The organism is Actinomyces timonensis (genome assembly GCF_040702965.1).
Lineage (GTDB): Bacteria > Actinomycetota > Actinomycetes > Actinomycetales > Actinomycetaceae > Actinomyces > Actinomyces timonensis_A.
In genome coordinates this window covers 163,381-181,590 of sequence record NZ_CP159989.1, presented here as the reverse complement: position 1 = coordinate 181,590, position 18,210 = coordinate 163,381, and the positions used below count along the sequence as shown (strand labels likewise).

15 protein-coding genes are annotated in these 18,210 nt (G+C 73.2%); 8 read left to right on the top strand and 7 right to left on the bottom strand.

Going from position 1 to position 18,210, the window contains the following annotated elements; translation table 11 throughout:
• The first annotated feature begins 26 nt into the window (after nt 1–26).
• A complete protein-coding gene (locus ABXS69_RS00800; RefSeq protein ID WP_366180736.1) occupies nt 27–2,252 on the top strand; it encodes a hypothetical protein in 2,226 nt (741 codons plus the stop codon).
• A 55-nt stretch (nt 2,253–2,307) separates the two neighbouring features.
• Here the strand turns inward: ABXS69_RS00800 and ABXS69_RS00795 are convergent, their stop codons facing one another.
• Nucleotides 2,308–3,201 (bottom strand): glycosyltransferase, encoded by an 894-nt coding sequence (locus ABXS69_RS00795; protein WP_366180735.1) that lies wholly within the window; start codon nt 3,199–3,201, stop codon nt 2,308–2,310.
• Between the two features lie 507 nt (nt 3,202–3,708).
• Here ABXS69_RS00795 and ABXS69_RS00790 point away from each other — a divergent pair.
• Nucleotides 3,709–3,942 (top strand): hypothetical protein, encoded by a 234-nt coding sequence (locus tag ABXS69_RS00790; RefSeq protein WP_366180734.1) that lies wholly within the window; start codon nt 3,709–3,711, stop codon nt 3,940–3,942.
• A 716-nt stretch (nt 3,943–4,658) separates the two neighbouring features.
• Here ABXS69_RS00790 and ABXS69_RS00785 read toward each other — a convergent pair.
• The 3 genes from ABXS69_RS00785 to ABXS69_RS00775 form a co-directional block, all read right to left on the bottom strand.
• Nucleotides 4,659–5,180 carry a hypothetical protein gene (locus ABXS69_RS00785; protein WP_366180733.1) on the bottom strand — a complete coding sequence of 174 codons (522 nt, stop codon included), beginning with the start codon at nt 5,178–5,180 and terminating at the stop codon, nt 4,659–4,661.
• Nucleotides 5,181–5,303: 123 nt separating this feature from the next.
• The gene (locus ABXS69_RS00780; protein ID WP_366180732.1) at nt 5,304–7,397 is read right to left on the bottom strand and encodes a hypothetical protein; all 2,094 of its coding nucleotides are present in this window, start codon (nt 7,395–7,397) and stop codon (nt 5,304–5,306) included.
• A gap of 330 nt (nt 7,398–7,727) precedes the next feature.
• Nucleotides 7,728–8,363, bottom strand: coding sequence for a hypothetical protein (locus ABXS69_RS00775; protein ID WP_366180731.1), 636 nt, complete (start codon nt 8,361–8,363; stop codon nt 7,728–7,730).
• Nucleotides 8,364–8,645: 282 nt separating this feature from the next.
• Between ABXS69_RS00775 and ABXS69_RS00770 the strand changes: the two genes are divergently transcribed.
• From ABXS69_RS00770 to ABXS69_RS00745, 6 genes are all read left to right on the top strand, one after another.
• Nucleotides 8,646–9,536: a fructose bisphosphate aldolase gene (locus ABXS69_RS00770; RefSeq protein WP_366180730.1), complete on the top strand. Its 891-nt coding sequence runs from the start codon at nt 8,646–8,648 to the stop codon at nt 9,534–9,536.
• Nucleotides 9,537–9,785: 249 nt separating this feature from the next.
• On the top strand, nt 9,786–10,628 hold the full coding sequence (locus tag ABXS69_RS00765) for a HAMP domain-containing sensor histidine kinase (RefSeq protein ID WP_366180729.1): 843 nt from the start codon (nt 9,786–9,788) through the stop codon (nt 10,626–10,628).
• The gene (locus ABXS69_RS00760) at nt 10,625–11,335 is read left to right on the top strand and encodes a response regulator transcription factor (protein ID WP_366180728.1); all 711 of its coding nucleotides are present in this window, start codon (nt 10,625–10,627) and stop codon (nt 11,333–11,335) included. Before ABXS69_RS00765 ends, ABXS69_RS00760 begins: the two co-directional genes overlap by 4 nt.
• A 142-nt stretch (nt 11,336–11,477) precedes the next feature.
• The gene (locus ABXS69_RS00755; RefSeq protein ID WP_366180727.1) at nt 11,478–12,530 is read left to right on the top strand and encodes an ABC transporter substrate-binding protein; all 1,053 of its coding nucleotides are present in this window, start codon (nt 11,478–11,480) and stop codon (nt 12,528–12,530) included.
• Nucleotides 12,531–12,563: 33 nt separating this feature from the next.
• A complete protein-coding gene (locus ABXS69_RS00750; RefSeq protein ID WP_366180726.1) occupies nt 12,564–14,336 on the top strand; it encodes an iron ABC transporter permease in 1,773 nt (590 codons plus the stop codon).
• 58 nt (nt 14,337–14,394) lie between these two features.
• Nucleotides 14,395–15,567: an ABC transporter ATP-binding protein gene (locus ABXS69_RS00745; protein ID WP_366180725.1), complete on the top strand. Its 1,173-nt coding sequence runs from the start codon at nt 14,395–14,397 to the stop codon at nt 15,565–15,567.
• Between the two features lie 39 nt (nt 15,568–15,606).
• Here ABXS69_RS00745 and ABXS69_RS00740 read toward each other — a convergent pair whose 3' ends face one another.
• The 3 genes from ABXS69_RS00740 to ABXS69_RS00730 are packed head-to-tail and all read right to left on the bottom strand — an operon-like array spanning nt 15,607 to nt 18,118.
• Complete coding sequence (locus ABXS69_RS00740) at nt 15,607–16,479, bottom strand: DUF5926 family protein (RefSeq protein WP_366180724.1); 873 nt, start codon at nt 16,477–16,479, stop codon at nt 15,607–15,609.
• 53 nt (nt 16,480–16,532) lie between these two features.
• Nucleotides 16,533–17,687 (bottom strand): DUF5129 domain-containing protein, encoded by a 1,155-nt coding sequence (locus tag ABXS69_RS00735; protein ID WP_366180723.1) that lies wholly within the window; start codon nt 17,685–17,687, stop codon nt 16,533–16,535.
• A 35-nt stretch (nt 17,688–17,722) separates the two neighbouring features.
• Nucleotides 17,723–18,118: a RidA family protein gene (locus tag ABXS69_RS00730; protein WP_366180722.1), complete on the bottom strand. Its 396-nt coding sequence runs from the start codon at nt 18,116–18,118 to the stop codon at nt 17,723–17,725.
• Between the last annotated feature and the right edge of the window lie 92 nt (nt 18,119–18,210).

The window sequence follows — 18,210 nt, the reverse complement described above, 5'->3', positions numbered from 1 at the left end:
CTCGTGGGGGGCCGTAGGCTTCTCGGGTGAGCAGGCGACGGCGGAACCCCCAGCAGCGCTTCGCGCGCGCGGTCGTCTACGGCATCATCCTGGTCACCGTCCTCGGGATGATCCTCGCGATGATCGGCGCGTCCTCCGCGGCCGCCCCCCAGGGCACGGCGGGGCGCGCGCCCGTCATCGTGCTGGGGACACGGGATCTGAGCTGGGGGGGCCTTCGCGAGATCGCGGGCTCCCCCTCTTCAGCCGCCGGCGACGCCGGCTCCCTCCTCGACGCCGCGAGCAGCGGCGAGCCCGTCAACGTCGTCGCGCGCTCGGCGAACCCGGCCACCTGCCCGGCCGACGGCTGGCTGACCCTCGGCGCCGGGTCCCGCGCCCGCGCCCTGCCCCCCGGCGCCGCCTCCGCCCCGGGCGCCCCCGCCTGCCTGGCCGCCCCCGACACGGCATCCGCCCTGGCCGCCTCCAGGGGCTCTGGCTACGGGGCGCGTCCCGGGGCGCTGGGCGCGGCGCTGTCGGAGGCCGGCGTGCCCGCCGCCGCTGTCGGGGATGCCGCCTCCCTCGCGCTGGCCACCGAGGGCGGGGCCGGCACGACCGGCGACGGCCTCGAGGACCTCCTGGCCTCCGGCCCCAGCGGGCTGATCCTCATCGACACCGCCGCCGGGGCCACCACTGCCGAGCAGCGGGTGACAGCCCTGGCGCGGGCCCACGAGGCGGTTCTGGCCGCGACGCCGCGGGCGAGGGTCATCATCGTCTCCGTGGCCGACGCCGAGAGCCCCGGCCCGCAGATCGGCATCCTGCCCACGGGCACCGCCTCCCCGCGGGGCCGCGACGACGGGCTGCTCGTCGGCGACTCCACCCACCAGGCGGGACTCATCCAACTCACCGACCTCGCCCCCACGATCCTCGCCGCGCTCACCGGGAGCCCCCACCCGGGCGGCGCCTCCGCGCGAATGACCGGCAGCGCCCTCGCCCTGCCCGATTCCCCTCCCCCAGCCGCGAGCGCGGAGCCGGGCGCCACCGGCTCCGCGGGGTCCCGCGCCGTGGGGAGGCTCGCCGACGACGCCCTGCGCGCCCGCGCCTCCCACCTGACCACGATCCCGTCCGTTCTGCTCCTCATCGCCGCCTCCGGGGCGCTCGCGCTCACGGCCGGCCTCGCCCTGCGCCGCCCGCGCCCACCGCGCGCGCTGATGGCTCTGCGCGAGGCAGCGCTGATGACCTCGTTCCTGCCGCTCGCCGCGCTCCTGTCCGGAGCCATTCCCTGGTGGCGCGCCGGGGCCTCGGCCGGGGAGCCCTCGTGGGCCGCCTCGGCAGCCGCCCTCGCCACGATCCTGGTCATCGGCGGCGCCCTCGCCGGGATCGTTGCCCTCGTCGCCCGGGCCGTGGGGCGCCCTCGTGGGGAGGTGGCGCTCGTCTCGGGGCTCACGTCGCTGGCCTGGCTGCTCGACGCCGCCCTCGGGGCGCCGCTGGCCTTCAACGGGGCCCTGGGCATGGACGCCGTCGTTGCGGGCCGCTTCTACGGCATGTCCAACACGGGGTTCGCGATCGCCTCCGTCGCGCTCGTCATCGCGATCGCCGCGCTCCGGGCCCTCGCGCCTCCCGGCCGCGGCTGGTCCCTGGGGCTGGTGGCGCTCATGGGCGGTGGGGCCCTCGTGCTTGATGGCGCTCCCTGGCTCGGCGCCGACCTCGGAGGAGCGCTCACGCTCACGCCCGTGCTCGTGGTGCTGGCCGTCGCCCTCGCCGCCCCACGGCTGGACCGACGCGGCCGGCTGCGCGCCGGCCTGGGCGCTGGCTCGGGCACGGTCGTGGTCGGGACGATCCTGGCGGCGCTCGACCTCGCGCGCCCCGCTCATCGGCGCACCCATCTGGGGCGCTTCGCGGCGGGCCTCGCCGACGGCTCGGCCTGGGGCACGCTGGGACGCAAGGCCGGGGCGCTCATCGCCCCTTTCCTCAGCGACGCGCTCGCCCTGACGGCGCTGATGGCCGGGCTGGTCGCCGTCGTCGGCGCGACCTGGTGGGGGGCCCGGGAGCGCCGGGCGTGGCGCGAGGGGCGGTCCGCCTACCAGTGGCTCGCCACGGGTCCCGGCGCTCCGCGCTGGGTCGGATCAGCGCTGGTGGGGCTGGGAGTGCTCGTCGTCGTCGAAACGCTGCTCAACGACTCGGGGCTGTCCATGGCCGTGATCTCCGCCGCGGCGGCGGCGCCCCTCATCCTTCTGGCGCTGCTGGCGGCGTGCCCAGGGCAGCGGCCTGGGCGATAGCCCCGGGGCCCTCGCGATGCGCCCGGCCCGCGCGGCCGACGGAGGTCCAGGCCGTTCAATCCCGGGAGCCGGGGCCCGCCTCGGCAGGCGCCTGGCCGCCGGCGCCCCGCTCATCGGCTCCTCCGTCCGCCGGCACGTCATCGGTGGCGGGCTTGACGGCCCGGAACGCCACGAAGGGCGACTGCGCGCGGATCGCCTCCTCGTCGCGCCGGTGAGCCGGGACGCGGCGGCCGCAGAGCTTGCGCCGGGCGATGGCGTGCATGACGGCGCGGTATTGGGCGGCGCGGTGGAGCTTGCCGGCCATGTCGTTGCCGGAGGCCCGGTGCTGGATGTCGCAGGGGACCTCGATGACGGCCAGGCCCGCGACGAGCACGTCGATGGTCATGCCGACCTCCACGCCCCAGCCCTCGGCGAAGGGCTGTGCGGCGTCGTAGGCGGCCCGGGTCAGGCAGCGCTGGCCAGACAGGGGGGCGATCGGCGTCCATCCGGTGGTGGCGGTGATGGCGCGGCGGGCGGCGCGCACGACACGGCCCCGCCCGCCGGCACCCGCCTGCTTGGGCAGGACGGCGATGGACATGTCCGCGGCGCCGTCGAGCACCGGCGGGACTAGGTCGGCGCAGGCGGCGGCGGAGTCACCGAGGTCGGCGTCGATGAAGAGCAGGAGGCGGGTGGGGCCGTCCTCGTAGTCGCGCATGGCGACGACGCCCGCGCCGGTCTCCATGGCGGAGGCCTTGCCCCGGCTCACCGAGTGGCGGACGGTGACGGCGCCGGCGCATCGCGCCGTGTTCTGGGTGGAGTCGGCGGATCCGTCATCGACGACGACGACGAGGTCGACCCGCGGGATGGCGCGGCAGGCGCGGACCGTGGCCGCGATGCGGTCGGCCTCGTCCTTGGCGGGGATGACCACGGCGACTCGTTGATCGGCTCGTGGTGCTGAGGACGAACTCACGGGGACAAGCCTAGTCATGATCGGGGCTCCCGTGTGGGATCGGATGACCGCCGCCTCGGGTCTCAGCTCGGCAACGGGTGGCGGCGTGTTGCTGAAAACTTGCGGATTCCACGCATTTGCCCAGGTGGCTTGGGCAGGGGGGTGGAAACCGTCGTCGGAGCGTGGAAACCTGGGCGCAGGGAGCCGTCAACGGCGACGGACTCCCGTCCTTCCCCTCGCCCTCCCTCTCAGCGGGCCGCATGAGCGCCCGCCCAGCAGCGCCGTCGGGCCTGGCCGATCGCTCCCATAGTCGCTCAGGCCCCGGGCGGTGGCTGCCCGAGGCCTCAGCATGGGGTGGGGCGATCGGGGGACAGGACGACGACGCCCCGGGCCGACGGCTCGGGGCCCGCCGTTCACGGGCGCGGCGACGGGGCGCGCCGCTCAGGCGGCGGAGCGCCTGCCCGCCATGAACCCCAGGCCGCTCCTCCGACGCCGACCAGGGCGGCCGGGGTGAGGATCCATGGGAGCATGTCCAATCCGTCACTGCCCTGCTCCCTCGGAGCCGCTGCCTGGGTGGCGGGGGCCGCCTGCTGGGCGCCGGACTCGGACGACGGCGCGCCACTGGGGTTGGTCGTCGAGGTCGACCGCGGGCTCCGGGTCGGACTCGGGCCGGCGCTGCCCTGCGGGACGGGGTTCGGGGCCTCGCTCGAGGCCAGCGGGCTGGGCGCGCTACCCGCGGAGGGGTTGGTGGCGTCGCGCTGAACCTGGCCGGCGGAGCCGGCCGAGCCGTCGCGACCGGCCGGGACCGGATTGGGCGAGCCGGGGGTGATGACGCTACCGGGGTTCGTGGTTCCCGGCAGTGCGGGCAGGGAGAGGGATTCCCGAGCCGCGGCGCCGGGGTCGGCCTGGGGGGCGGGCGCCTGCGGAGCCGGGGCGGGCGCCGCTGTCTCAGGGGCGGAGGGAGCCCTCTGGAGCCTGCGGGGCCGGGACCGCCGGCGCGGGGCTCCTGGGCGCGCCGGCGTCGTCGTGACCCGCGCCATCATCCTGACGGCCCGCGCCGCCGTCCTGGCCCTCACCAGCGTCGTCGTCGCCACCCAGATCACCACCAGGGTTCTCCGGCAGGGGGGCGGGGTCCCGAGGCTGCGGCGCCGGGTCCTCGGGCCGGGGGGCGGGTCTCTGGGGCTGCGGCGCCGGTTCCTCGGGCGCCGCGTGGGAGGTCGCCGTGAGCGTGCGGAGGATGCCATCGGCGCCGACGTAGGTCGCGGAGGCCTCGTCCTCAAAGTCGGGGCCCGGGGTGAAGACGACCTTCCCGTTCTCATCGGTGGACCAGGTGCCAACGCCCTCTTCGTGCTGGGGGGTGAGATCGGCCCCCGCCGGGACGGTGAACTCCGCCCGGCCATCAACGATCTGCCTGGTGTCGGTGTTCGGATCGGTCTTAGGAGCCCTGTCCTCACCGGGGTTGGCCCGAGGATCGGGGTTCAGCCCCGCTCCGTCCTCGACGTCCTTGTCCCGGGGGCGTTCGGGCGCAGGGCATTGCCATCGTTCCGGGGAGCGTTCCGCTCCTCGGGGCCGTCCTCGTCATCGGCCCGCGGGAAACCGTCCTCATCCTCAGGGGCGTCCGCCTCGCCGCGCCGCTCCGCGCCCGGGTTGCCGGGCTCATCGTCCTGGAGATCCTCGCGCTCCCGGGGATCGGCCGGGTCCCGACGCTCGGCGTCCCGGCCCTCGGCGTCGGCTGCCCGATCCGCCTGGTCACCCTGATCATGCAGGTCGGCTCGGGGCTGGTCCCGCCTCTCGCCCTCCCGGGCCTGGGGCCGGGCCGGGTCGGCGACCCGGTCGTCCTGCCGGGCCTCAGCCTTCGCGTCCACCCGGTCAACGGCGTCGGCGGGGGCGCCGACGCCCGGCTCCGGGAGCTTATCGGCGGTGGCCGAGGGGCTGATGACCGCGATGGAGGCGGCGATGGCGAGAGCGAGGGCGCCGTTCCCGGCGATGGGGTGCTTCACAGGATCTCCCAGGGTGGAGTGTCACGGTCTGATAACGAGGCTAGCAGGCTCCACGCATCGGTGGTAGCCCGGGTCATCGCAGTTCAGTGCGGTTCAGCGTGGTTCAGCGCGGTTCACAGAAGCTCAGTGCAGGAGGGCGTACACCTTCCAGGTCTCGGCGTCGGAGTCGACGACGAAGGAGTAGTCACCGACTCCGCCCCACGGGATCGCCGGGGAGGCGGCGTCGATCGCCTGGGTCGTGGTCGGATCGGACATCCGGGCGTAGAGCCACTGCTCGGATTCGGTCTGGCCGTAGTAGTAGACGCCGTCGCAGGTCGCGGGGGCGAGGGCCGCCCGGGTGATGGAGGGCTGATCGCCAGTGGTCATCACCAGCCGGCCCACCGCGTGGATCGACCTCTCCGGGAAGCCGATGACGCTGGCCGGCAGGGAGGCGAGGTCGAGGCCGGTCATCGAGGCGAGGCGGGCGCCGTCGTCGACGCTGAACAGGCCCAGGGCGCCACCGGTCGCGTCGTTCCAGCCCACGGCCACAAGCGAAGCGGTCACCGTGCAGATGTAGGCCGGCGCGGCGCCGGTCCCGCCGTCGCCGACCAGGGTCCCCTCGCCCACCGCGCCCGCGCGGGAGATCCGCGAGTAGTGGGCATTGCCGTCCACCGTGAGGACATGGCTGTCCGTGGCCGCGGTGGCGGTGTGCCCGCTGGGCACGGTGACCGTGTAGACGCCCTGGCTGTCGACGCCGGCGGCCGAGGAGCTGGGCAGGGTGAAGAGCGGATTGCCCCCGACCCAGCTCACCGTGGCGCCCGACGGCGGGGCAACGCTCGTGGGCGCGCCCAGGGTGGTGCCGGTCAGCGGGTACCAGGACATCCCGGTCGGGGTGACCACCCAGATGGCCGCGGCGCCATCCATGGCTCCCAGAACGAGCGCCTGGGCGTCGGCTGGCGCGGTCTGGCTGCTCGCCGGCGCACCAGTGGCGTCGAGGACGTCGAGCGTCGAGCCCGGTGTGAGGATGGCGACGCCGTCGGGCAGCGCCAGAGGGCTCGTCTGCGGCTTGATCTCGGCCTCCCAGACCGCCTTGCTGCTGAGCGGCGACGGCGCGGAGTGGGAGGGAAGCGCGATCGTCCCGCTCGGTCGCGGAACGGTCGGCGCGGAACCTGCGGAGGACGCCGACGGCCCCCTCTTCATCTTGGCGAGGACCGTGACAGCGCCCGCTGTGCCGACGACCCCGACGGTCGCGAGGACGGCGCGCCGGGAGACCCTGCGGCCTCCACCGCGTCCCGGCGCCTCGCCGGCGGCGCCGTCTTCCCCGGTCGACGGCATGCCCCCGGGGGTGTGGCGGTACGACGGCGCGGGCGTCTCGGCCACGGGCCCCACGGGGGAGGGCGTGGCCGGCCCGGGACCCGCGGCGGGCACGGAGCAGGAACGAGGCGCGGCCGGGGGCGCCGGCGGCGCGGCGGGGACGGGGGGCGCTGGGGGCGCTGGCGGCTGCGCTGCTGGAGGGTGGGCGGCGGGCGCCTGGCCCGTCGGCGGGTGAGCGGCAGGCATCACCCCGTAGGACCCATGGGTCGAGGACGCTGAGGACGCCGTCGGGTAGCTGCGGGTGTCCGGGACCTGCGGCGCCTGCGGGGCCGACGGCGCCCGCGGGGGCATCGGGGCTCGCGGCGCTTGCCGCTCCGGGGGGAGCCAGCAGACCGGCCCGGTATCCGCGGCGGGCGCGGCCCCGCCGCCCGCCAGCTCGGCATCACCCGCTCCACACGGGCCCGCGGCGCCGGACATCGAGGGGGGACCGCTGACGGCGAGGGCCTCGTCGGGGTCGATGTCCACGGCGGCCGGGGCTCCCGCACTGGTCCACGTCCTACGAGCATCCGCGCCGAGCGCCTCCCACTGGTCGTCGGGGGCGAAGGCCATCACGTCGAGCGGGTCGATGGGGCTGAAGTTGGCGTCGTTGGGACCGCGCAGGATCGCCCCGGTGATGTCGCCCTTGAGGACGTACCAGCGGGAGTCCTGGCCGACCCGCACATGCATGGGGGCGAGGATCCCGTCACCGTACTGGGTGCCCACGAGCCACACGGCCGCGCTGATGCAGGTGACCGCGGGCGCCTGCCCATCGACGGGAGTCACTTCCTGGCCGTTGACGGTGATGACTCCGGCGGAGTCGACCTCCGCCTGGATGACCGGGTGGGTGAAGGCCATGCCCAGGAGGTCGGGGGTCATCTTCTGCATGGCGGTGTCCTTCTTCGGGGATGCGTCAGGGAGGAGGAGGCGCCCGGGAGCGCGGCGCGCCGTCTCTGAGAGGGACGGCGACGGCAGGGGACGCCGCTGTCCTCGATCCTCGGACGAGGAGGCACCACCCGCGAGGCAGCACTGAAGATAACGGTACCATCACGGCGTTTGGCCGGATATGTGCTGGATTTCGCATCCCGGACGCTCGTGCGACGGCGTCGGGGACAGTACCGCCCACCAGCGCCCAGGCCCAGGCGGGCTCGTGGCGCCGGGATGGCGGGACGCCGGCTTCGGGTGGGGCCGTCGGACCGCGGACAGCGACTGAGGAGGTTAGAAGAGGCCGCCGTTCATGACGTGCTCCCACTCCGCCGCGCGGTCCGCATGGCGCCCGGCCCCGATGAGGATCTGCTGAGCGGCGGGCACGTCCTCGACGATCATGGCCGCCATCGCCTGGGCGGTGCCGGACCGGCGGCCCCAGCCCTGCCGGGCGGCGTCGAGCGCCATGCCGGCGTCCCCCCACTCCCCCAGCCCGGAACGCAGGGCGGTGACCAACGTGTACACCGCGGCCCGCCGTCGCCAGGCCTGCCCGGTCGGGGCGGGGTGCTGGGCGCGCAGCCGGACGACGAGCTCGTCGTCGGTCTCGAGGTGGACGAGCCAGCCGGAGTGGAGGAGGAGCTGGCCGGCGCCGTCGAGACCCGCCTGCCAGGCGCGGCGGGCGGCGACGGCGGGGGCAGGGGTGTCGGTGAAGGTGGGGATGGTGGCCGCCCACTCCCCCAGCCAGACGGCGTCGACGATGGCAGCCAGGTCCGCGCGCCCCAGGGCGGCGTGGTCGACGAGCTCAGCGGCCTGATCGCACTGCTCCTGGGCCGAGCGGGCCCGATCCTCGTCGAGCTCGCCGGCGACGAGCCGGGCGACAGCGGGGGACATCGGCTGCGGGGAGAGGAAGGAGGGATCGGCAGCGGTCATGGGCATCGCTCCTTCCGGGCCGGGGCGCTCAGGGCGGCCGGGCGCCGCCCTCATCAGCGTAGGCCAGCGGCGCGACAAGCAGCTCCGAACCGGTCTCGTCGCTGTTTTCGACCGGTCTCGCGCTGGGGAGGGGAGGAGAGGGAGAGGTGGCCGCCGCCGGGGGCTGAGAGCCCTCCGACGGCGGCCACCTGGAGCTCCGCACCACTGGAGCCGACCTGTTAATGATAACGGTTCTCGGCTAGGATGTCACGCGCCCGATCCGATCCCCTGCGAGGAGGCATCATGCCCAACCCCGACCAGCTCGCCCGCATCCGCACCGCGCCCGGCTTCATCGCCGCCCTTGACCAGTCCGGCGGCTCCACCCCCAAGGCCCTGGCCGCCTACGGCATCGGCGCCGAGCGCTACGGCGACGACGCCGAGATGTTCGACCTCGTCCACGCCATGCGGGCCCGTGTCATCACCTCTCCCGCCTTCACCTCGGAGCGCGTCATCGGCGCCATCCTCTTCGAGCGCACGATGGACGGCGCCATCGAGAGCCGCCCCACCGCCGAGCACCTGTGGGAGGTCAAGGGCATCGTCCCCTTCCTCAAGATCGACAAGGGCCTGGCCGAGCGCGCCGACGACGCCCAGGTGATGAAGCCCATGCCCGAGCTCGACTCCCTGCTCGACCGCGCCGTCGCCGCGGGCATCTTCGGCACCAAGGAGCGCTCGGTCATCCACGGCGCCAATCCCGCAGGGGTCGCCGCCGTGGTGGACCAGCAGTTCGAGGTGGCCAGGCGAGTCCTGGACAAGGGGCTCGTGCCGATCATCGAGCCCGAGGTCTCCATCAGCGCCCCGGATAAGGCCGAGGCCGAGGCGCTGCTGCGCGATGCCCTGGTGGCGGGCCTGGACGCCCTGCCCGAGGACGCCGTCGTCATGCTCAAGCTCACCATCCCCACGGAGGACGGTTTCTACAGCCCGCTCATGGCCCACCCCCGGGTGGCGCGCGTCGTGGCGCTGTCCGGCGGCTACCCGCGCGAGGAGGCCAACGAGCGCCTGTCGCGCAACCCCGGCCTCATCGCCTCGTTCTCCCGCGCCCTGCTGGAGGGACTGAGCGACGGCCAGTCCCAGGAGGAGTTCGACGCAGCTCTCGCCGCCACGATCGACGGCGTCTACCGGGCCTCCCTCGCCTGAACGCGCTCGGGGCCGGCAGGGGCGTCCCGCCACGACAGGCGCGTCCCACCCCCACAGGTACCGAATGCGCCGACAGGCGCGATCTACCCCGACAGGTGCCGAATACACCGACAAGCGCGATCTACCCGCTCCTCTCGGTGTATTCGGCACCTCTCGGTGTGTTCGGCTCCTCTCGACGCGCGAGGCTGGATGCGGCGCGGGGCGCGCCTCATGGCGCGGGCGCTCCCGGCGAGGCGGCACAATGACCCCATGCCCAGCGTCTGGACCCCCGCGCTTCTGGCCGCCCTGTGCCTCGCCCTCGCCGCGGCCTGCGGCATCGTCGCCCGGCAGCGCCACCTCCTGCGCCTGGCGCGCCTGGACAACGCGCGCCTGAGCGCCACCGCCCAGGACCGAGCGACCCCTCGCGACGTCCTGGCGCACGAGATCCGCACGCCGCTGGCCCTCATCGGCGCCTCCGCCGAGCTCCTCGCCGAGGAGACCCCTGGGGAGCTCAACGAGGTGCAACGGCGCTTCGTCCACACGATCCAGGACAACGCCCGACAGGCCCAGCAGATGGCCGAGGACTTCCTCACCGAGGCCCGCCTGGGCCACGAGTTGTTCTCCCTGCGCCTGGCGGACGTGGAGCTGCGCGGCCTCGTGCGCGAGCTCATCCAGGAGATTCGCCACACCGCGAGCAACCCGATCCGACTGGAGGAGCGGGGCCGCCCCATCCGCGCGCACGCCGACCACCGCCTCCTGCGCCAGGCCATCGCCAACACCGTCACCAACGCGCTGCGCCACTCCCCCGAGGGCGGCGCCGTGACGGTGCGAGTGAGCGCCGAGGCCGAGAGCGCGCTCATCACCGTCATGGATGACGGCGCGGGCATGACCCCGGATGAGCGCAGTCGCGCCTTCGAGCCCTACGCTACGACCAACCCGCTGGCGGCCCCGGCGAGCCGAGGGGCGGGCCTGGGCATGCTCGTCACGCAGCGCATCATGGAGGCGCATGATGGGAGCGTGCTCATCGACACGATCATGGCCAGGGGCACCACCGTCTACCTCTCGCTCCCCCTGCGCCGCGGCGCACCGCCGAAGGAGGGCCAAGCAGCATGACCGGGACGCCGGCCCCGCCGTCGCTCACCGCGCTCGTCGTCGACGACGAGCCGCAGATGGTCTACATCATCACCTTCGCGCTCGAGACCCAGGGCTTCACCTGCCTGAGCGCCTCCAGCGCCGAGGAGGCCTGGGCGATCCTGTCCGCTCAGGCCATCGATCTCGTCATCCTCGACGTCATGCTCCCCGGCGCCAGCGGCGTGGACCTGTGCCGCCGCATCCGGGCAGCGGGGAACGGAGCGCCCATCATCCTCCTGACGGCGCTGGGCGACGAGCCCAACCGGATCGCAGGGCTCGAGGCCGGGGCCGATGACTATGTGGCCAAGCCCTTCTCGCCCCGGGAGCTCGCCTTGCGGGCCCGCGCGGTCACCCGGCGCGCCGGGGCGGGCCCGGAGGCGATCGAGAACGGACCCCTGCGGGTCTCCACGCTCACCGGCCGGGTCTCCTGGGCGGGGCGCTCCATCCCGCTGCCGGACACCGAGGCCAGGCTGCTGGCGGCGCTGGCCCGCCGCCATGACGCGGTCATCACCTGGCAGGAGCTGCTCGGGGAGGTCTGGGGCACGAGCGACGACGCCGGGGGCAAGGAGATGGTGCGCACCACCGTCTACCGCCTGCGCCGCCACCTCCAGGCCCGGGGCATCAGCCCGGAGATCGTCGTCTCCGCGCGCGGGCGCGGCTACCTCATGCCCCGGCTCGACGGAGCGTGAAGCCCGACCACGCGCAGGACGGCATGCATGACAGCGCTGTCACCATCCGTGATCATTAAGGCATGGATTATGACGGCGCTCACGGACGATGATGGACCCGATCGGCGCAATGTGGCGCCGCTTGCAACTGAAAGGCAACCCCATGCGCTTCCCTCTCCACCGCGCTACCGCCGCCGCTCTCCTGACCGCGAGCCTCAGCCTCGCCGGGTGCGCGGGCACCACTTCCTCATCCTCCGGGGATGACGGCGACGGCCCCATCACCATCGCCTGCGGCGCCATGGAGGACCTGTGCCAGGCCTGGACGAGCGCCTTCACCGCCGCCACCGGCATCCAGGCCACCTACGTGCGCCTGTCCTCCGGTGAAACGGTGGCCCGCCTGGCCTCGGCCAAGGACAGCCCCGAGTTCGACGTGTGGCACGGCGGTCCCGTCGACGGCTACGGGGAGGCCGTCAACCAGGGGCTCATCGAGGCCTACAAGTCACCCGAGGCCGAGAAGATCCCCGCCCAGTACAAGGACGCCGACGGCAACTGGACCGGCGTGTACATCGGCGCGCTCGGCTTCTGCTCCAACAAGACCCAGCTCGACAAGCTCGGGGCGAAGGTCCCCAACTCCTGGGACGACCTCCTCGACCCCGCCCTCAAGGGCCAGATCTCCACCGCCCACCCCTCGACCTCCGGCACCGCCTTCACCACCCTGTGGACGCAGATCACCCGCCTGGGCGGCGAGGAGGCCGGCATGGACTACATGAAGAAGATGCACAACAACGTCCTCCAGTACTCCAAGTCGGGCACCGCCCCCGGGCAGATCGCCGGGCGCGGGGAGGTCGCCGTCGGGCTGGTCTTCTCCCACGACTGCGTGAAGTACCAGGAGGAGGGCATGAGCGACCTCGTCGTCTCCTTCCCCAAGGAGGGCACGGGCTATGAGGTCGGCGGCGTCGCCCTCGTGGCGGGCTCGAAGCACAAGACCTCGGCGCAGAAGTACATCGACTGGGCCATCTCCGCCAAGGCGCAGAACATCGGGCAGACCGTGGGCTCCTACCAGGCGCTGACCAACCCGGAGGCCAGCGCGAGCGACAAGACCGTGGATCTGTCCACCCTCAACCTCGTCAAGTACGACTTCACAGCGGCCGCCAAGGAGAAGTCGAGGCTCACCGCCCGCTTCGACGAGGAGATCGCCGCCGCCCCCAAGGAGTGACGGCGCGGTCGGCATCTGTATAAGGACATCACTATGACTGCCATCACCCTGCCCTCCCCCGGGGGCGCCGCCCCCGCTGCCCCAGCCGGTCCTGCCCCCCGCGGCCAGGCGCCGGCGGGGCAGCGGGCCCGCACCCGTGTCAAGCAGGACCCTGTGACGATCGCGATCCTCGTCATCGTCCTGGCCGCCCTCATCTCCCTAGTCCTCCTGCCGCTGAGCCGCATCCTCGGCGAGGCCGTGTCCGCCAAGGGCATGGCCGTGCTGCGCGTCATCGTCAGCTCGGCGGCGAATCGCACCACGGTGCTCAACACGATCCTGATGGGAGCCGTCGTGGGCGCCGTCGGGACACTCGTGGGCTTCCTCCTGGCCTACGTGCAAGTACGGGTGCGCTTCCGCGGCAAGCGGCTCTTCCACCTCATCTGCCTGCTGCCCGTGGTCTCCCCGCCCTTCGCGGTGGCGACGGCGGCCATCACCCTGTTCGGGCGAAACGGCATCATCTCCACCCAGATGCTGGGCCAGCACTGGAACATCTACGGCTTGAACGGCCTGACGCTCGTGCTCGTGCTGTCCTTCTTCCCGGTGGCCTACATGAACCTGGCGGGGATGCTGCGCAGCCTCGACCCGGCCATGGAGGAGGCGGCGGCGTCCCTCGGCGCCTCACGCTGGACGGTGTTCCGCACGGTCACCCTGCCGATGCTCGTGCCGGGCCTGGGCGCGTCCTTCCTCCTGCTGTTCACCGAGGCGATCGCCGACCTGGCCAACCCCCTGGTGATCGGAGGGGACTTCACGGTACTGGCCTCGCGGGCCTACATCGCCATCACCGGCGAGTACAACACCGCGGCCGGCGCCGCCTACTCCCTGGCACTGCTCATTCCCTCGCTACTCGTCTTCCTCGTGCAGCGGTACTGGTCCAAGCGCTCCTCCACGGTCACAGTGACCGGCAAGCCGGCCGGCTCCTTCAAGCTTCTGGGCGGGCCGGCCCGCGTACCGCTGCTGGCGGTGAGCGGGATGATCCTGGCGCTCGTGGTGGCCATCTACGCCGCGGTCGTCATCGGCGGCTTCGTGGAGATCCTGGGGGTCAACAACGCCTTCACCATGCGGCACTTCGACTACGTGCTCTCGGGCATCGGCAATGACGCCATCGTCGACACCACGATGCTGGCGCTCCTGGCCACCCCGGTGGCGGGCCTGCTCGGGATGCTGGTGGCCTGGCTGGTCGTCGTGCGCATGAGGCGCGGCGCCGGGATCGTCGACTTCCTCGGGATGCTGGGACTGGCCGTTCCGGGCACGGTCCTCGGTATCGGCTACCTCGTCACCTTCAACAAGCCCGTGGCGCTGTTCGGCTCCAACATCATTCCGCCGCTGGCCGGGGGCGGGGCCATCATGGGCGGCGCCCTGGCGATCGTCATGGTGTACACGGCGCGCTCCATGCCCGCGGGCCAGCGCTCCGGAATCGCCTCCCTCCACCAGATCGACAAGGCGATCGACGAGGCCTCGACATCGCTGGGCGCCTCGGGGGCGCAGACCTTCCGGCGCGTCACCCTGCCGCTCATCCGGCCGGCGTTCCTCACGGGCCTCGTCTACGCCTTCGCGCGCTCGATGACGACTCTGTCCCCGATCATCTTCATCACGACGCCGCACACGAAGATCATGACCTCCCAGATCCTCGCGGAGGTCGACGCCGGGCGCTTCGGCAACGCCTTCGCCTTCTGCACGATCCTTATCGTCATCGTCATGACCGTCATCGGCGGCCTCAACCTACTCATGCGGGGCCGTGCCGGCCAGGCCCGCAGCGACGCCGGCTAGAGCCGGCCGCACCGGCCCCCACATCCCCTACGAGCACACAGAGCCAAGGAGGCTCCCCATGCCCACACCGTCCACACCCACCGCGCCCGGCCCCAAGACCGGCCCCGCCGCCACTGGCCGCCTTGAGCTGCGCGACGTCGTCAAGGTCTTCTCCAACCGGGGCAAGGATGTCTACGCCGTCCACGGCGTCAGCCTCGACATCGCCCCCGGCGAGTTCGTCACCCTGCTAGGCCCCTCGGGCTGCGGCAAGACGACGACGCTGCGCATGATCGCCGGATTCGAGGACACCACCTCCGGCCAGGTGGTCCTCGATGACCAGAACATGGTGTCCCTGCCACCCAACAAGCGGCCCATGTCCATGGTCTTCCAGTCCTACGCCCTGTTCCCCCACCTGAGCGTGCGCGAGAACATCGCCTACGGGCTCAAGCTGCGCCGGACCAAGCCCGAGGAGATCCGCGAGCAGGTGGAGGTGGCTCTGACCTCCATGAACCTGCACTCCCTGGCAGATCGCGCGCCTAATGAGCTCTCCGGCGGGCAGCAGCAGCGCGTGGCCCTGGCCCGCGCCATGGTCATGCGGCCCAAGGTGCTGCTCTTCGACGAGCCGCTGTCCAACCTGGACGCGAAGCTGCGCGTGCGCATGCGCCTGGAGATCCGCCGCCTCCAGCAGCGCATGGGCATCACCTCGATCTACGTCACGCACGACCAGGCCGAGGCCATGACGATGTCGGATCGGATCGTGGTGATGAACGCCGGCCGGATCGAGCAGGTGGCCACGCCCGAGGAGATCTACCGGAGACCGGCCAGCGCGTTCGTCGCCGACTTCATCGGCCGGGCCAACTTCCTGGCGGCCACCGCCCGAGATGTCGCCGCCGGGCGCTGCTCGGTGCGGGTGCTCGGCGCGACCATCCAGGCGGCCTGTCATGAGGACGTGTCCTCCGGCAGCGGCGTCACGGTGATCGTGCGGCCCGAGTCGGTGCGCCTGAGCCCGTGCGGGACCACTGGCGGCGTGGGCGGCAGCGAGCTCATCGGCGCGCACGGCCGGGTGCTGTCCGCCGTGTTCTACGGCGATCACGTCGAGTACGAGGTGGAGACGGAGGCCGGCACGATCCTGTGCGTGGAGTCCGATCCTGAGCCCTCCTCCGTCCACTCCGAGGGCGACGACGTCATGGTCGATATCGAGGCCTCCCGCGCCTGGGTGCTACCCGAGGCAACCGCCGACGGCGGTCGATGAGGATCGAGGAGGACGATTCGCGGCGCCTGTCGACACGGCTCAGAGGTTGACCTGGCGGGAGATGATGCCAGCCTTGGCGCGGCGGGCGGCAGCGTCGAGCGGTGAGTCGTCCGCGAGCGCGGCGTCGAGGCGCTCGGCCATGGCCCGCATGGGCTCGGTGAGGTCGGCCGCCGTCGTGCCGGGGAGGAGCTCCCACACGGGAATCGCCAGGCCGCAGGCGCGGAAGGCGCCGATGAAGCGCACGCCCTCGGCGAGGTCGGACTGGCGGGCGGCGTGGACGCGGGCGAAGGCGTTGAAGAACTCATCCTCGTCCTCCCTGCGCACCCAGCGCACGAACTCCTTGCCGTTCATGCGGCACCAGTAGGCGTGCGGCACCCCGGGCACTGGCTCAGTGGGGGCGATGTCGCCCTTGGCCTCCTCGATGACGCGCACCGTGTCCGGGTCCTCGCGCTGCTCGTCGGTGAGCCAGAAGCCGAAGGACTCGTGGACGGTGAACTCGGAGTCGAAGGAGGGGTCGAGCATGTCCTGCAGGCGCGGGCCGGGCTCGGGCAGGGCGTTGGCAGTCAGGCCCGTGCCCGGCTCGAGGCCGAGGGTGGTCTGGAGGGCGGCGGCGACGTCGCGGGAGGCGTCCCCGGAGTGGAGGGAGGTCTGCAGGGCGATGAGGACCGCGCCGTCGGCGCGCTTGAGGCCCTGGGCGAGCTCGGGCAGGAGGGTCGCAAAGGTGATCTCGGTTCCGCCGTGCTCCTCGGTGAGGCGGGCGGTGAGGGTGGCGGCCGGGATGAGCTGCATCATGGCGACGAGGTCCTCCTCGTCCGCCAGGCCCTCGAAGGGACGGGCGACGAAGGGGACCTGCTGCTTCTTGGGGGCCTTGGCGGCGTCGGGCTGACGGCGCTGGCGCTTCTTCTTCGACATGCGGGCAAGACTACCGGGAGCCCGCGACCTCGCCCCGCAGGCCCCGGTGGCCGCTACTTCTTCTTCCCCGAGCCCCGCGAGCCGTCGTAGGCATCCAGGATCCGCTCGATCGGGCTGGAGTACTGCGACGCCGTCGCCAGGCCCCGCCACCGGATTCCCGCGGCCCGAATGCCCGGGGAGTGGTCATGGAGGCGGATGGTGGCGGCGGGGTCGTAGGCGACCTCCGCTGGCTCACCAGCCTGCCCGCCGCTGGCGCCGCCCGGGCTGACCCCGCTGGCACCGGCGCCCTCGTCCTGCCAGGTGCCGGAGTACTCGAAGCGGTCATCATCAACGGGCAGCTTCCAGCCGCTGATGTACTCGCGGTAGTGCGCGAGCCCCGCGCCCCCTCCGGGCGGGGCCTCGGCGACGAGGGCTCGACGGGCCAGGGCGTCGGCGCGGGCACGGATCTCCGCCGCCATCGCGTCGAGCTCGTCGAGGGCGGCGCCCGGGGCCAGGGTCCCGGAGGCGAGCTGGGCGCGCAGGGCGGTGAGCCGGGCGCCGCGGACGCGGGCCCAGCCGAGCTCGGAGTCGGTGGTGGGGGCGGCCGGGCCGTCGTCGCCCGTCTCCCGGCAGAGCTCGCGGAAGGTTCCCAGGTCCTCGCGCAAGGGACCGCACTCGTTCTCCCAGGCGTCCTCCCAGCCCGGGGCCAGGGTGAGGAGAGTGGCGGCGTTGTGGACGGCGTCGTTGATGGCGCTCAGGCCGGGGACGTCGTCGCCCAGCTCGGTGGCGACCTCGCGCAGGGCGGGGTCGTGCCAGTCGATCCAGCGCATCCGCCCGACGCTTGCGAGGACCTCGCCGATCTCGCGCTGCCTCCTCTCGCACCAGCGCAGGCGCTTGAGGACCTGGGCTCCATGGGCGTCGTCGGTGGGGATGCGGGCGGCGTCAGCGCGCGCGGTCCCGGCACCGGCCTCGGCCCGCGCACAGAACTCCTGGGCCCGGTGGAGCATCCGGCGGCCGCGCCGCGGTGGGGAGATGATCTCCTCCTCCAGGATCAGGGCGCCGCAGGCCACCAGCGCGACGACGACGAACCAGCCCTCCAGGTCGAGGTCCAGCATGACGATCAGGGCGGCGGGGATGGCGAAGAAGATCGCCGTGACGGCGCCCATGGGGATGAGCGCGCGGACAGCGCGGCGCGCGGAGGGCCGTGGGAACGCGGCGGGGGAGCTCACGGCCTCAGGCTATCGCCCCCCCGGTTCCCGCGGTTTCAGGGCCGCACGGCTACCGCCTCGATCTCCACGCCGGCGCCAAGGGGCAGAGCGGCGACGCCGAACGCCGCCCGGGCCGGCAGGACCTCGCCGGTGAAGTAGCGGGCGTAGACCTCATTGACGGCGGCGAAGTCGGCGATGTCGGCGAGCAGGACAGTGGTCTTGACGACGTGCTCGTAGCCCAGCCCGGCCTCGGCGAGGATCGCGCCCACGTTCTTGAGGGACTGCTCGGCCTGGGCCGCGATGCCGCCGTCGACGAGCGCCCCGGTGGCGGGGTCGAGCGGCACCTGGCCGGAGACGAAGACGAGGGAGCCGGGCGCGTCGGCGGCGCTCACTCCCTGGGAGTAGGGGCCGACGGCGGCCGGGGCCTGGGCGGTGGCGATGCGAGTGGGCATGGGCGATCCTTCCGGGGGCGGGGTGCGGGGCGCCGATGGTGCGCTGCCACACACTGTAGAGCGCCCGGGCGGGGCGGCGACGCTCCGGCCCC

Coding starts and splice junctions, on each gene's coding strand:
- ABXS69_RS00790 (WP_366180734.1), top strand. CDS start 3,709: ATGTCCAATCCGTCACTGCCCTGCTCCCTCGGAGCCGCTGCCTGGGTG.
- ABXS69_RS00780 (WP_366180732.1), bottom strand. CDS start 7,397: ATGCAGAAGATGACCCCCGACCTCCTGGGCATGGCCTTCACCCACCCG.
- ABXS69_RS00775 (WP_366180731.1), bottom strand. CDS start 8,363: ATGACCGCTGCCGATCCCTCCTTCCTCTCCCCGCAGCCGATGTCCCCC.
- ABXS69_RS00770 (WP_366180730.1), top strand. CDS start 8,646: ATGCCCAACCCCGACCAGCTCGCCCGCATCCGCACCGCGCCCGGCTTC.
- ABXS69_RS00765 (WP_366180729.1), top strand. CDS start 9,786: ATGCCCAGCGTCTGGACCCCCGCGCTTCTGGCCGCCCTGTGCCTCGCC.
- ABXS69_RS00760 (WP_366180728.1), top strand. CDS start 10,625: ATGACCGGGACGCCGGCCCCGCCGTCGCTCACCGCGCTCGTCGTCGAC.
- ABXS69_RS00755 (WP_366180727.1), top strand. CDS start 11,478: ATGCGCTTCCCTCTCCACCGCGCTACCGCCGCCGCTCTCCTGACCGCG.
- ABXS69_RS00750 (WP_366180726.1), top strand. CDS start 12,564: ATGACTGCCATCACCCTGCCCTCCCCCGGGGGCGCCGCCCCCGCTGCC.
- ABXS69_RS00745 (WP_366180725.1), top strand. CDS start 14,395: ATGCCCACACCGTCCACACCCACCGCGCCCGGCCCCAAGACCGGCCCC.
- ABXS69_RS00740 (WP_366180724.1), bottom strand. CDS start 16,479: ATGTCGAAGAAGAAGCGCCAGCGCCGTCAGCCCGACGCCGCCAAGGCC.
- ABXS69_RS00730 (WP_366180722.1), bottom strand. CDS start 18,118: ATGCCCACTCGCATCGCCACCGCCCAGGCCCCGGCCGCCGTCGGCCCC.